Raw genomic sequence first — 12,981 nt, 5'->3', positions numbered from 1 at the left:
ATTCGGTGCGCACACCTTATAGTGCAACTTGTTGTTAGACAAGGCAGAGATGTAAAGGGGGATAGTCCCTTTACAATTGAGGTGGCACCGCGTTACCAACGCCCTCACATGGAAGTAGATTCTGTGTGTGGGCTTTTTTCTTTCGGTCATTTTGTTTATCTTTTATTAGGGCGTTAAGTCGCTTTGATGAACTTGAGTTCTATCTGCAGCTCCTTGCCTACTACTAAAAGCAAACAAAAAGCCGAATTAATATGGAAAGAGGAAAAATTTATGACAACTAAAGGTTATTTTGGACAATTTGGTGGTAGTTTTGTACCGGAGCCGATTCAGGCTTTGTTGGATGAGTTGGAAGTGACATTTGACAAGTACAAGGATGATCCAGAATTTTTGGCAGAATTTCGCCATTACTTGAAGGATTATTCAGGTCGCGAAACACCACTCTATTTTGCGGAAAGTTTGACAGATCACTTAGGTGGTGCTAAGATTTATCTCAAGCGCGAAGATCTTAACCACCTTGGTTCTCACAAGCTCAACAATGTTTTAGGACAAATTCTTCTTGCCAAACGTATGGGCAAAAAACGAGTGATCGCAGAAACAGGAGCTGGTCAGCACGGTGTTGCGACAGCAGCTGCTGCAGCTAAGTTTGGTATGGCCTGTGATGTCTACATGGGGGCAGAAGATGTGGAGCGTCAACGTCTCAATGTTTTCCGCATGGAGATGATGGGAGCAACTGTTCACGCGGTTGAAACGGGGACACGAACTCTCAAGGATGCGGTCGATGCAGCCTTTGGAGCATGGATGAATGACCTTGAAGCCTTCTATGTTTTGGGATCGGCTGTGGGACCTCACCCTTATCCTACTATTGTCCATGAGTTTCAAAAGGTCATCAGTGAAGAATCTCGTCGTCAAATCTTGGGAAAAGAAGGCCGTTTACCAGACTACGTCATTGCCTGTGTAGGTGGTGGTTCCAATGCTATCGGTGCTTTTTCACAGTATGTGGCTGATGAAGAAGTCAAATTGGTTGGGGTCGAAGCTGCCGGTCACGGACTTGACACAGACAAGCATGCAGCCACTATGACAAAGGGTAGTGTCGGAATTGTCGATGGTATGAAGACCTATGCAGTCTTTAAGGAAGACGGAGAGCTGGCGCCAGTTTACTCTATCTCAGCTGGTTTGGACTATCCAGGGGTTGGCCCAGAACACGCCTACTTTAAAGATTCAGGTCGCGTGGAATATGTGGCAGCGACAGACGAAGAAGCTGTTCAAGCCTTGCTCCTTCTTAGTAAGACAGAAGGGATTATCCCAGCGATTGAAAGTTCGCACGCCATCGCAGAAGCGGTTAAACGTGCACCGAAACTAAGTAAAGATGACATTATCATCATCAATGTCTCTGGTCGTGGAGACAAGGACGTAGCTGCGATTGCAGACTACCTAGAAGCTAAGAAATAAGAGATGGAAAAATTACAGTACTTTCTTTCCCAGAGAGCTTGTGGTTGCTGGAAACAAGCAGAGAAAGCTGTAAGGTTGGGTCCATCTGAAACGAGAGAAGAAAACATAATTCTCAAGGGAGTGCCCTTTATCGCACAGCCTGTTACAGGAAAGTTCTGAGACAGGAATGAGAGATAGGAGAAATCCTATAATTGAGGTGGCACCGCGAATTTCGTCCTCACGCAAGTTATTTTGCGTGGGGATTTTTATATATTTATCGTAGATATGGTCATCAGTTTTAAATTATGCTTCATCAATAGATAGATTTCTATAAAATATTTGCAAACGAAGTGAGCATTGAAACGCTATTTCCCGCCATAGTGGTATTCTAGAGAAGCAAAGATGCTTCTCTAGAACGGAATTTTTGAGAGTAAAATAGTTCGGGGAACTATTTTAGCTTGAGCCTAGAAATGAATGAGCGAGGAGCTCGAAAATTAGGTCTTTCATTTTATGGTTTTCTAAAATCATCCACTGGATAATTTTACCTCCCGTCCGCACTATTTAAGGGAAATAGAAAAAAGACAAAAAATTAAAAATAAGAAACTGAAAGGGAAATTACAATGGAACGAATCATTCATGGAGATGTCTTATCACCAATCTTGGCTTATATGCGCCTAAAGGGGCAACACAAGGTGATCTTAGAAAGTATTCCGAGAGACAAGGAAACCGCTCGTTTTTCTATCCTAGCCTATAATCCTGTTTTTGAGATTCAGTTTGAAAATGGAGTCCTCTATCAAAATGGGCAAGTGATTGATCGGGATCCTTTGGATTTCCTTTATGATGTGACTCATAAGAGCCAGCACCATTCAGACCTCCCTTTTGGTGGGGGAGCTATTGGCTTTGTCGGTTACGATATGATTTCTCTTTATGAAGAAATTTGCCAAATCCCTGAGGATACCATTGGGACGCCAGACATGCATTTCTTTGTCTATGAGAGCTACATGGTCTTTGACCATAAGAAGGAAAAAATCCATGTCATTGAGGATGCTCTATATAGCGATCGCAGTCAAGAGGATTTGGAAAAAGCCTTGAACCAAGTGCTGGAGGAATTACGCATCCCTGCTTCAAATGAATTTGAAGACTTGGATTTATCTCCGCTGGACTTCAAACCGCATATCGCTCCTCATAAGTTTGAGCAAATGGTCGAAACCGCTCGTGACTTGATTCGTAATGGTGATATGTTCCAATGTGTGCTCAGCCAGCGTTTCTCAGCAGAGGTTACTGGAAATCCATTTGACTTCTACAGAAATCTTCGCGTGACCAATCCATCTAATTACCTCTATTTCTATGATTTTGGGGATTATCAAATTATCGGTGCTAGTCCAGAAAGTTTGGTTTCTGTCAAAAATGGCATCGTGACAACCAATCCAATTGCGGGTACACGACCAAGAGGGACTACGGATGAAGAGGACAAGGCCTTGGCAACTGATTTATTTTCTGATGAGAAGGAAACAGCAGAACATCGGATGTTGGTAGACTTGGGGCGTAACGATATTGGCCGCATCTCTGAAACAGCCAGTGTCCAAGTTACCAAGTATATGGAAGTGGAGCTTTTCCGCTATGTCATGCATTTGACCAGCGTGGTGAAAGGGCGTTTGCTTCCAGAATTAACAGCCATGGATGCTTTGAAATCTACACTTCCAGCTGGAACAGTTTCAGGAGCACCAAAGATTCGGGCCATGAGACGCATCTATGAACTAGAAACGGAAAAACGAGGCGTATATGCAGGAGCAATCGGCTACTTGTCTGCGACGGGTGATATGGACTTCGCCATTGCCATCCGAACTATGATTCTCAAAAATCAAACAGCTTATGTGCAGGCTGGGGCAGGGATTGTCTACGACTCTATCGCAAAAAACGAATACCAAGAAACCATTAACAAGGCAAAATCTATGACTAGAATTGGAGAACTAAGACCATGATTTTATTGATTGACAACTATGATTCTTTTACCTATAACTTGGCGCAATACATCGGGAATTTTGCAGAAGTGCAGGTCTTGAGAAATGATGATCCCAAGCTGTATGAAGAAGCTGAAAAAGCAGATGGTCTGGTCTTTTCTCCTGGTCCTGGTTGGCCAGTTGATGCTGGAAAGATGGAAGACATGATTCGTGACTTTGCAGGTAAGAAGCCAATTCTAGGGATTTGTTTGGGTCATCAAGCTATCGCAGAAGTCTTTGGTGGGAAGCTAGGCTTGGCTCCAAAAGTCATGCATGGGAAACAGAGCTATATCAGCTTTGAAGCGCCATCTGTTCTCTATCAAGGCATTGAGGATGGTCGTCCAGTCATGCGTTATCACAGTATTTTGATTGAAAAAATGCCTGAAGACTTTGAAGTGACAGCTCGTTCGACTGATGACCAAGCTATTATGGGAATTCAACACAAAAACCTTCCAATTTATGGATTCCAGTACCATCCAGAAAGTATCGGAACGCCAGATGGCTTGTCTTCTATTCGGAATTTTATCGAGAAGGTTGTAAAGTGAGGAAACTAGGATGAAAGAGATTATTGAAAAATTAGCAAAATTTGAAAATTTATCAGGTGTGGAAATGACGGATGTCATTGAGCGTATCGTAACTGGACGTGTAACCGAAGCGCAGATTGCTTCTCTCCTTTTAGCTCTTAAGATGAAGGGGGAAACACCGGAAGAGCGCACAGCTATTGCTCAAGTCATGAGAGGACATGCCCAACACATTCCAACTGAAATCCATGATGCTATGGATAACTGCGGTACAGGTGGAGACAAGTCTTTCAGTTTTAATATCTCCACAACTGCAGCCTTTGTCTTGGCTGGTGGTGGCATTCATATGGCCAAGCACGGTAACCGTTCGATTTCTTCTAAATCGGGTTCGGCAGATGTCCTTCAAGCCTTGGGCATCAATCTTGACCTCAAACCAGCTGAACTAGGTAAGGTTTTTGATAAAACTGGCATCGTCTTTCTCTTTGCTAAAAATATGCACCCAGCCATGAAATACATCATGCCAGCTCGTTTGGAACTAGGAATTCCAACGATCATGAACTTGACTGGTCCACTGATTCACCCAATGGCCTTGGAAACACAGCTTCTTGGTATTAGTCGTCCAGAACTTCTAGAAAGTACAGCTCAGGTTTTGAAAAATATGGGTCGCAAACGTGCCATCGTGGTTGCTGGACCAGAAGGGCTAGATGAAGCTGGCTTGAACGGAACAACCAAGATTGCTCTTCTTGAAAATGGCGAAATCACCTTGTCAAGTTTCACTCCAGAAGATTTGGGGATGGAACGCTACGCTATCGAAGATATTCGTGGAGGGAATGCTCAGGAAAATGCAGAAATTTTGCTCAGCGTTCTTCAAAACGAACCAAGTCCATTCTTGGAAACGACGGTCTTGAATGCTGGTCTTGGTTTCTATGCTAATGGTAAGGTAGCTAGTATCAAGGAAGGTGTTGCCTTAGCCCGTCAAGTGATTGCTAGTGGCAAGGCCCTTGAAAAACTCAGACTGTTACAGGAGTACCAAAAATGAGTCAGGAATTTTTAGCACGAATCTTAGAGCAGAAGGCGCGTGAGGTCGAGCAAATGAAGCTGGAGGAAATCCAGCCCTTGCGCCAGACCTATCGCTTGGCAGAATTTTTGAAGAATCATCGTGACCGTTTGCAGGTAATCGCTGAGGTCAAGAAAGCTAGCCCTAGTCTGGGAGATATCAATCTCGATGTGGATATTGTGAAACAGGCCCAGACTTATGAAGCAAATGGAGCAGTGATGATTTCAGTTTTGACAGATGAGGTTTTCTTTAAAGGGCATTTGGATTATTTGCGAGAGATTTCCAATCAGGTAGAGATTCCGACGCTGAACAAGGATTTTATCATCGATGAAAAGCAAATCATCCGCGCTCGCAATGCAGGTGCGACAGTCATCTTGCTCATCGTGGCTGCCCTGTCAGAAGAACGCCTCAAGGAACTGTATGACTACGCGACAGAGCTTGGTCTAGAAATCTTGGTGGAGACTCACAATTTAGCTGAACTAGAAGTGGCTCACAGGCTTGGTGCTGAGATTATTGGGGTTAATAACCGCAACTTGACCACCTTTGAGGTCGACTTACAAACCAGTGTAGACTTGGCCCAGCACTTTGAAGAAGGTCGCTATTACATTTCTGAATCTGCTATTTTCACAGGGCAGGATGCGGAACGAGTAGCACCATCCTTTAACGGAATCTTGGTGGGAACAGCGCTCATGCAGGCAGAAGGTGTAGACCAGAGAATCAAGGAGTTGCAGATTGACAAAGGTTAAGATTTGTGGACTATCGACCAAAGAAGCGGTAGAGACAGCCGTATCAGCAGGGGCAGACTACATTGGTTTTGTCTTTGCGCCTAGTAAAAGACAGGTGACCTTGGAAGAGGCTGCTGAGCTGACAAAGCTCATTCCTGCAGATGTAAAAAAGGTTGGCGTATTTGTCTCACCAAGTCGGGTAGAATTGCTAGAAGCGATTGAAAAAGTTGGCTTGGACTTGGTTCAAGTTCATAGTCAGGTGGCGGATGATTTGTTTGAGGATTTGCCTTGTGCTAGCATTCAGGCTGTGCAGGTGGATGGAGAGGGTCATGTGCCTCATTCTTGGGCAGACTATCTACTCTTTGATGCCCCTGTGGCAGGGAGTGGCCAGACCTTTGACTGGGGTCAACTAGATACGACGGGACTAGCTCAGCCTTTCTTCATCGCAGGTGGGCTAAAGGAAGACAATGTAGCAAAAGCAATTCAACACTTTACTCCCTATGCAGTAGATGTATCGAGCGGAGTGGAGACAGATGGACAAAAAGATCAGGAAAAGATTAGAAGATTTATAGAGAGGGCAAAGCATGGCATATCAAGAACCAAATAAAGATGGATTTTACGGAAAATTCGGCGGACGTTTCGTCCCAGAAACATTGATGACAGCAGTTTTGGAGTTGGAAAAAGCTTATCGTGAAAGTCAGGCGGACCCAAGTTTCCAAGAGGAATTAAACCAACTTTTGCGCCAGTATGTAGGACGTGAAACTCCTCTTTACTATGCAAAAAACTTGACCCAGCATATCGGTGGCGCCAAGATCTATCTCAAACGGGAAGACCTCAACCATACAGGGGCCCACAAGATTAACAATGCCTTGGGACAAGTTCTTCTCGCTAAACGCATGGGCAAAAAGAAAATTATCGCAGAAACTGGTGCTGGTCAGCACGGTGTGGCAACTGCAACAGCTGCAGCCCTCTTTAACATGGAATGTACCATCTATATGGGTGAGGAAGATGTCAAACGCCAAGCACTCAATGTCTTCCGTATGGAGCTTTTGGGAGCCAAGGTTGAGGCAGTAACAGATGGTTCGCGCGTGCTCAAGGACGCGGTCAATGCAGCCCTTCGTTCATGGGTGGCTAATATCGACGATACCCACTATATCCTTGGTTCTGCCTTGGGACCTCATCCATTCCCAGAAATCGTTCGTGACTTCCAAAGTGTGATCGGTCGAGAAGCTAAACAACAGTACCGTGAATTGACAGGTCAAGACTTACCAGATGCCCTAGTAGCCTGTGTTGGTGGTGGTTCCAATGCCATTGGTCTCTTCCATCCATTTGTGGAAGATGAATCTGTAGCTATGTATGGAGCTGAAGCGGCAGGACTTGGTGTGGACACGGAGCATCACGCAGCGACCTTGACCAAGGGTCGTCCGGGTGTCCTTCACGGTTCCCTCATGGATGTGCTTCAAGATGCTCATGGTCAAATTCTTGAAGCCTTCTCTATCTCAGCAGGTTTGGACTATCCTGGTATCGGTCCAGAACATTCTCACTACCATGATATCAAACGCGCCAGCTATGTTCCTGTGACAGACGAGGAAGCCTTGGAAGGATTCCAGCTCTTGTCTCGTGTGGAAGGGATTATCCCAGCCTTGGAATCTAGCCATGCCATTGCCTTCGCGGTGAAATTGGCCAAAGAACTTGGACCAGACAAGTCTATGATTGTCTGCCTATCCGGTCGTGGGGACAAGGATGTAGTTCAAGTCAAAGACTGCTTGGAAGCAGATGCAGCAAAGAAGGGAGAAGATCATGCCTAAGACACTAACAGAAAAATTAAATGCTATAAAAGCGACTGGAAAAGGAATTTTCGTTCCCTATATCATGGCTGGAGACCATGAGAAAGGTTTGGATGGTCTCGCTGAAACAATCCACTTTTTAGAAGATTTGGGTGTTTCAGCTATTGAAGTGGGTATTCCCTTTTCAGACCCTGTTGCAGATGGACCTGTGATTGAAGAAGCAGGCTTACGCAGTCTAGCTCACGGGACTTCTACCCAAGCTTTGGTTGAAACCTTGAAAACCATTCAGACTGAGGTGCCACTGGTTATCATGACCTATTTCAACCCCCTCTTTCAGTACGGTGTTGAGAACTTTGTTAAAGATTTGGCAGATACAGCGGTTAAAGGATTGATTATCCCAGACCTGCCTCATGAGCATGCCAACTTTGTAGAGCCCTTTTTGGCAGATACAGACATTGCCTTGATTCCCCTAGTTAGCTTGACAACAGGGATTGAGCGTCAGAAAGAGTTGATTGAAGGGGCAGAAGGATTTGTCTATGCTGTTGCCATCAATGGGGTGACAGGGAAATCAGGCAATTACCGTGCAGACTTGGACAAGCACTTGGCACAATTGCATCAAGTAGCTGACATCCCAGTCTTGACAGGTTTTGGTGTGTCTAGTCAGGCCGATGTAGAACGTTTCAATGCGGTGTCAGATGGCGTTATCGTCGGTTCGAAAATTGTAAAAGCTCTCCACCAAGGAGAGCCGATTGAGGACTTTATCAAACAAGCAGTAGCTTACCCAAAATAATCAAACAAGCAGCAAGTAAGAGGAAAGGCACAAAAGGAAGTCTTTCCTTTTTCTTTTGCGAAAGAAAGGCTAAAATCCCTGCCGCAGAAGCAAACTGGATCAAGATGAGTAATTCTGTCACGCTAAAGACGAACGCACAAGAAGCTAGAAAGAGAAAATCGCCTGCTCCTATACGAATGTCGATAAAATGGGCCATAATTCCGAGAACAAGGAAGAAGACCATAACCAGATTCCAACCACAGAAAGCCATGATGATTAGGTGGAAAGTCAGCCAGACCACTAAGGGATATTCCTGATGGCGAAAGTCGTAGATGCCCAAGGTCAAACCAGCAGTGATTAGGATGACTTGACCCAAGGAAAGAAAGCCCCAAGACCAAGACAGAAAGAGGCATCCCAAGCCCAATTCAAAGAGGGCATACCAGAATGGATAGCGAACCTTGCAGTAGCGACAGCGAAAACGATTAACCACCTGCGAAAGGATAGGAATCAAATCTAGCGGACGCAAGCGAGTCTGACAGGAATCGCAGTGGCTAGCTGGACTGATAATGGATTGCTCAGGGAAACGGTCAATGACCAAACCGAGAAAGGAAGCGAGAATGCTCCCGACAAGAAAATAATAAAGATCAATCATACTTATTTATTCGTAAAAAATAGGAGAAGTAGTATAATGGAGAAACATAGATAAGGTGGTGAGGTCAAGATGACAATTCGTTTTGAAGAAAATGTGAGCCCAGAAAATGCTCAACTCGTATGCCAATGCTCCAACTCCCTTGGCAAATCCTTTCAAGAACAATGGATGGGAACAATGATTCCTTTTCCCTTGACAAGTCAAGTCTTGCAAGATTTGGAAGGAATCTTTTCAATCTTTGATGGACAAGAGTTTGTGGGGCTTATCCAGAAAATCAGACTAGAAGACGGCAATCTTCATATCGGGAGATTTTTTATCAACCCTCAGAAGCAGGGGCAGGGCTTAGGTAGCCAGGCTTTAAGGGAATTTGTTAGTTTGGCCTTTGAAAATGAAGACATAGATACTATTTCTCTAAATGTCTACGAGGCAAATCAAAGAGCCAAGGACCTCTATCAAAAAGAAGGATTTGAAATCGTTCAAATGGTTGAAACACCTATACGAAAATACATCATGAAAAAGGGGAGATAGCAGATTAACTTTGTAGTAAAAACTCCTTTTTCGCTGTGAAGAAGGCTATACTATTTTAAAGGTAGAAGGAACGGCTCGTATGAAAAAAACAGATATTTTTAAAGACATTATTTGGATTATGACACATGATTCATCTACAGTAAAAGATCGCAAAGGGTGCAACCCTCAGCCTTTTCTAGAAAAGATTACAGATGATATGGCTGAGCAAGAATTTCTCTATCAAGTCAGGACTTATCTTGCTAGTTTTGGGATTATTGGGCATGTTTCTTTTCATGATAAAAAATCAGGTCCGAAAGGTTTTCTTTTGAGGATAAGTGATCAGGAAATGTTTGTTGAGGAAGCAAACCAAGATACAGACCTCCAAGTGGGGGATCGAATCCTCAGTCTGGACGGGATGAGTTTGGAGCAAGTAGCTTTGCAACACCCAAATTACTTTATTAGTCTGACTCTAGAAAGACGATACCGAGAATGGGCAGATTTGCTACTGATGGCAGAGCAAGTGACCGTCTTGCGAGATGGACAGGAGATGTCTATTACAGTTCGTGCTAGCCAGCAAGCTCAAAAAGCTCAGATCTTTTGGAAAGAGTTGGAGTCAGATATCCTCTATCTACGCTTAGATAATTTTATGGATGAAGAAGCGATTAGCCGTTTATACCAAGAGTGCTTGCAGAAGATTACTGAGACAGAAACTCTTATTATAGATGTCCGTTACAACAATGGGGGCACGGATTCTTTGTATTTTCCGCTCTTACATCTTGGCTTGGAGGAAGGGAAAGGCTATGACACTCTTGATTTACAGGATGATGGAATGGAAATTCTCTATACAGAAGGAAATGTCGAACGACGCTTAAAAGACTTTGAAACATGGCTTCAACAAGAAAATATCAGTCCTGATACGGTGAAACTGCTTGAAGATTTTCGTAATAACTTACTCCAAAATCGAGGGAAAGGCTATGTTCGGTATCAGGATGATCAGGACGAGCTTTTTCCAGGTGTTAAGGGTGGTCACTATCCAGAGCAAATTTTTGTTTTGTCGGATATTTATTGTGCCTCATCAGGAGATAATTTTGTCAAGATGATGAAGAATTTTAAGAAAGTAACAGTTATCGGCCGTCCAACGCTTGGTATTTTAGACTACTCAAATTGTTGCAAGGTAGATTATGATGATTACTTTTTGATGTTCCCAACTTCTCGCTGGTTGGCTATAGATAAAGGCAAAGGGATGACGAACAAAGGTGTTCTTCCTGATATAGAAGTCCCTTGGACTCCTGCACATTTTGAACGAGATGTAGATCTAGATAAATGTCTGGAGTTGATTGAGATGAAGAGGAAACATTAGATTGTTTAAATAAAAGACTTAGTTCTGTATGAAATAGAGCTAAGTCTTTTGCTTTTGATTTGTTTGTAATTGAGTAAAATGATTGTATCACTGAGGGGTAAAAGAATTTTTTACACACCAAATATATCTTGAGCATCCGTTGATAGAATAAAAGTAGGGAGGATACAAAAAAAGCCTTGAAACCAAGGCTTTTTCCTGTTGATTTAGATGCCCCCTGCATGAATTTGTAAGAACTTTTCATATTGAAAATAAACAAAAATGTTGAAATATAGCTGATTTTAGGGAAATACTTTTAGGTATTTTCAATGTCAGGATTTAAAAATGGGGCAAAAGTGGGGCAAAAACAAATTAACGAAAAAAATATCGAGTTCGTGCATCAAGTAAATGATAAATTGCAAGAATAAGTGCAACATTTACTCGAACTCATCCTCTAGAGCTTCACTAGCAGTTCTGTAAGCTAAACATTTTTGTGGTCGGTGATTGATATCATATAAAGCCTTGGTTCCCAAAGCTTTTTTATGTTATAAACTCATTAAAAGAACCCCCAGTTAGATTTGGAATATTTTTTATTCTGTGTCACATAAAAATAAATAAAATGAATGGCTATAGCTAGAGTAAAAATGGTTGCAATACTCAACACTGTTATAGGATTAGAAGCGAAAAGCAAAGAGAGAATCAAGGCAGCCAGATAGAGTGTCGCTTGAGCACAGTAGTAACTTCTCGGATAGCGAAGATAGTTTTTGTTATAGGGCCCATTTGCTAGGACAGCAGCTTGGAAGAGGCCAATTCCGATATAAAAGAAGCTGATTGCAACGAGAAGATTAGCCTCGGGATTCAGGAGATAACCCATCGAAACTGTCATCAACATAAGCCCGATGAAAATAGGATAGTGACTATAAATTACAAATAATCCCTTTTGACTAGATCCTTCATCAATAGCATGGTCAAATTCGCCAAAATAAAACAAGAACAGGGAAAGCATGATAACGAAATTGAGAACCGAATAAATCGAGAAATTCTCGACTGTAAAGAAGCTAGCTAGCCCAACAACCATCTCTCCAAACGTAATAATCACAAGAAGGGAGACGCGCTCGATTAAATGGGGAAGATTTACCTGGAAATGCTCATCTTTAGTAATCAAGAAAATTGGCACAATAAATGTTAGCAGAATACTAGCAATAAAGATATAGACTCCAACGTAAATAGGAAAAAGAGCTGCCAGATAGACTCCTAAACTTCCTAGACCTGTTAACCATAGAAAACCTTTGATACTTTCCCGATCAGTATTATCGGTTGATTTTCTAAAAAATTCAACCAAATATTGAAAAAATAAGGTAAGGGTCAATGTACCAACAGCCCAACAGGTATAATAGAACCATTGTTGCCAATTGTATCCAATCATATTGGACATAAAGAGCATAAGTCCCATGTTGATAAACATGATTACCATGTTAAATAACGAGTTTGTTCCATAGCGATTGGTATAAATGGTTTGAATCATCCAGGAATTGATGATAACCATGACAGAGATGAAGAAATCAAGTAAAGAATCCCAAGCCACAACACCGCTATGAAGAGGGTGAATTAAAGCAGTTGCTTTTGAAATTGCAAAAACAAACACTAGGTCATAAAATAGTTCTGAAAATTCTACACGTTTATGCTTAATAAGAGTTGTCATATTAATACCTTTCTACTTTAGAAATACAATACATTATAACAGAAAATGGTAATGAAAGAAAAGGATATGCTTAAATAATTTCATGTGACGCGAATGAACTGCGCCACAAAAGTTAGGTTTTTTCTGTCTAACTTTTGGGGTGCAGTTCAGAAGGGGTGTTTTTTCTATCGTTTTTTAGTGCTAAGACTACACAAAAAAGCCTTGATTCCAAGGCTTTTTCCTGTTGATTTAGATGCCCCCTACAGGGATTTGGAAAGGACTTTCATATTGAGAGCAATTAAAAATATTGAAATATAAGTGATTTTAGGTATTTTCAATGTCATGATTTAAAAATGGGACAAAAGTGGGGCAAAAACCATACAGATTCTAAACTGTATGGTTCTTTTTTTATCTAACCAAGAAAGGTTAAAACTTATTAAAACAAATGCAATCAACTGTTGAAAACTTTTTAGTCCGTGTAATATAAAAACAAGTAAAAAGTTGAACTATAGGGAATATTG

At 42.2% G+C, this 12,981-nt stretch carries 12 protein-coding genes and 2 other annotated features (1 of these 14 running past the window's edge); of the genes, 10 read left to right on the top strand and 2 right to left on the bottom strand.

Translation table 11 applies throughout. The features are described 5' to 3' along the window. Positions 1-109 (top strand) — a binding site (T-box leader); it begins 123 nt to the left of the window's first position. Between the two features lie 161 nt (positions 110-270). The 8 genes from trpB (HMPREF1516_RS07825) (at position 271) to trpA (ending at position 8,308) form a co-directional block, all read left to right on the top strand. Beyond that, on the top strand, positions 271-1,449 hold the full coding sequence (gene trpB / locus HMPREF1516_RS07825) for a tryptophan synthase subunit beta (protein ID WP_033606253.1): 1,179 nt from the start codon (positions 271-273) through the stop codon (positions 1,447-1,449). After that, positions 1,446-1,671, top strand: a binding site (T-box leader). Its footprint overlaps the gene before it by 4 nt. A gap of 377 nt (positions 1,672-2,048) precedes the next feature. Next, on the top strand, positions 2,049-3,410 hold the full coding sequence (trpE, locus tag HMPREF1516_RS07815; protein ID WP_033606252.1) for an anthranilate synthase component I: 1,362 nt from the start codon (positions 2,049-2,051) through the stop codon (positions 3,408-3,410). Then, entirely contained in the window at positions 3,407-3,973 is a 567-nt protein-coding gene (locus HMPREF1516_RS07810) for an aminodeoxychorismate/anthranilate synthase component II (RefSeq protein ID WP_033606251.1), read from the top strand. Before trpE ends, HMPREF1516_RS07810 begins: the two co-directional genes overlap by 4 nt. A gap of 10 nt (positions 3,974-3,983) precedes the next feature. Next, positions 3,984-4,988 carry an anthranilate phosphoribosyltransferase gene (gene trpD, locus HMPREF1516_RS07805; RefSeq protein ID WP_000658690.1) on the top strand — a complete coding sequence of 335 codons (1,005 nt, stop codon included), beginning with the start codon at positions 3,984-3,986 and terminating at the stop codon, positions 4,986-4,988. Then, positions 4,985-5,752 carry an indole-3-glycerol phosphate synthase TrpC gene (gene trpC / locus HMPREF1516_RS07800; RefSeq protein WP_033606250.1) on the top strand — a complete coding sequence of 256 codons (768 nt, stop codon included), beginning with the start codon at positions 4,985-4,987 and terminating at the stop codon, positions 5,750-5,752. The genes trpD and trpC overlap by 4 nt, the downstream gene beginning before the upstream one ends. After that, a complete protein-coding gene (locus HMPREF1516_RS07795; protein ID WP_033606249.1) occupies positions 5,739-6,338 on the top strand; it encodes a phosphoribosylanthranilate isomerase in 600 nt (199 codons plus the stop codon). Before trpC ends, HMPREF1516_RS07795 begins: the two co-directional genes overlap by 14 nt. Further along, on the top strand, positions 6,316-7,539 hold the full coding sequence (gene trpB / locus HMPREF1516_RS07790; protein WP_033606248.1) for a tryptophan synthase subunit beta: 1,224 nt from the start codon (positions 6,316-6,318) through the stop codon (positions 7,537-7,539). Before HMPREF1516_RS07795 ends, trpB (HMPREF1516_RS07790) begins: the two co-directional genes overlap by 23 nt. Then, positions 7,532-8,308, top strand: coding sequence for a tryptophan synthase subunit alpha (gene trpA, locus HMPREF1516_RS07785; RefSeq protein WP_033606247.1), 777 nt, complete (start codon positions 7,532-7,534; stop codon positions 8,306-8,308). The genes trpB (HMPREF1516_RS07790) and trpA overlap by 8 nt, the downstream gene beginning before the upstream one ends. On the opposite strand, the gene HMPREF1516_RS07780 is transcribed toward trpA, so the two are convergent. Continuing rightward, positions 8,280-8,939 (bottom strand): prepilin peptidase, encoded by a 660-nt coding sequence (locus tag HMPREF1516_RS07780; protein WP_009730487.1) that lies wholly within the window; start codon positions 8,937-8,939, stop codon positions 8,280-8,282. The two genes, trpA and HMPREF1516_RS07780, sit on opposite strands and share 29 nt — an antisense overlap. A 69-nt stretch (positions 8,940-9,008) precedes the next feature. Here HMPREF1516_RS07780 and HMPREF1516_RS07775 point away from each other — a divergent pair, with 69 nt between their 5' ends. Both HMPREF1516_RS07775 and HMPREF1516_RS07770 read left to right on the top strand, forming a co-directional pair. Continuing rightward, positions 9,009-9,464, top strand: a complete 456-nt coding sequence (locus HMPREF1516_RS07775; protein WP_033606246.1) for a GNAT family N-acetyltransferase — start codon at positions 9,009-9,011, stop codon at positions 9,462-9,464. Positions 9,465-9,543: 79 nt separating this feature from the next. Then, positions 9,544-10,803: a S41 family peptidase gene (locus tag HMPREF1516_RS07770; protein WP_033606245.1), complete on the top strand. Its 1,260-nt coding sequence runs from the start codon at positions 9,544-9,546 to the stop codon at positions 10,801-10,803. 532 nt (positions 10,804-11,335) lie between these two features. On the opposite strand, the gene HMPREF1516_RS07765 is transcribed toward HMPREF1516_RS07770, so the two are convergent. After that, on the bottom strand, positions 11,336-12,481 hold the full coding sequence (locus HMPREF1516_RS07765; protein WP_000209242.1) for a low temperature requirement protein A: 1,146 nt from the start codon (positions 12,479-12,481) through the stop codon (positions 11,336-11,338). Between the last annotated feature and the right edge of the window lie 500 nt (positions 12,482-12,981).

The sequence above is a fragment of the Streptococcus sp. CM6 genome (assembly GCF_000526095.1).
In the GTDB taxonomy this organism is placed as follows: domain Bacteria; phylum Bacillota; class Bacilli; order Lactobacillales; family Streptococcaceae; genus Streptococcus; species Streptococcus oralis_BW.
Note: the sequence above shows the minus strand (reverse complement) of the source record. Positions and strands in the feature narration are given on the sequence as shown.

Excerpts from the sequence above, each read along its gene's own strand:
- trpD (WP_000658690.1), top strand. The coding sequence starts at position 3,984 with ATGAAAGAGATTATTGAAAAATTAGCAAAATTTGAAAATTTATCAGGT.
- trpC (WP_033606250.1), top strand. The coding sequence starts at position 4,985 with ATGAGTCAGGAATTTTTAGCACGAATCTTAGAGCAGAAGGCGCGTGAG.
- trpB (WP_033606248.1), top strand. The coding sequence starts at position 6,316 with ATGGCATATCAAGAACCAAATAAAGATGGATTTTACGGAAAATTCGGC.
- HMPREF1516_RS07780 (WP_009730487.1), bottom strand. The coding sequence starts at position 8,939 with ATGATTGATCTTTATTATTTTCTTGTCGGGAGCATTCTCGCTTCCTTT.
- trpE (WP_033606252.1), top strand. The coding sequence starts at position 2,049 with ATGGAACGAATCATTCATGGAGATGTCTTATCACCAATCTTGGCTTAT.
- HMPREF1516_RS07775 (WP_033606246.1), top strand. The coding sequence starts at position 9,009 with ATGACAATTCGTTTTGAAGAAAATGTGAGCCCAGAAAATGCTCAACTC.
- HMPREF1516_RS07765 (WP_000209242.1), bottom strand. The coding sequence starts at position 12,481 with ATGACAACTCTTATTAAGCATAAACGTGTAGAATTTTCAGAACTATTT.
- trpB (WP_033606253.1), top strand. The coding sequence starts at position 271 with ATGACAACTAAAGGTTATTTTGGACAATTTGGTGGTAGTTTTGTACCG.
- HMPREF1516_RS07810 (WP_033606251.1), top strand. The coding sequence starts at position 3,407 with ATGATTTTATTGATTGACAACTATGATTCTTTTACCTATAACTTGGCG.
- HMPREF1516_RS07770 (WP_033606245.1), top strand. The coding sequence starts at position 9,544 with ATGAAAAAAACAGATATTTTTAAAGACATTATTTGGATTATGACACAT.
- trpA (WP_033606247.1), top strand. The coding sequence starts at position 7,532 with ATGCCTAAGACACTAACAGAAAAATTAAATGCTATAAAAGCGACTGGA.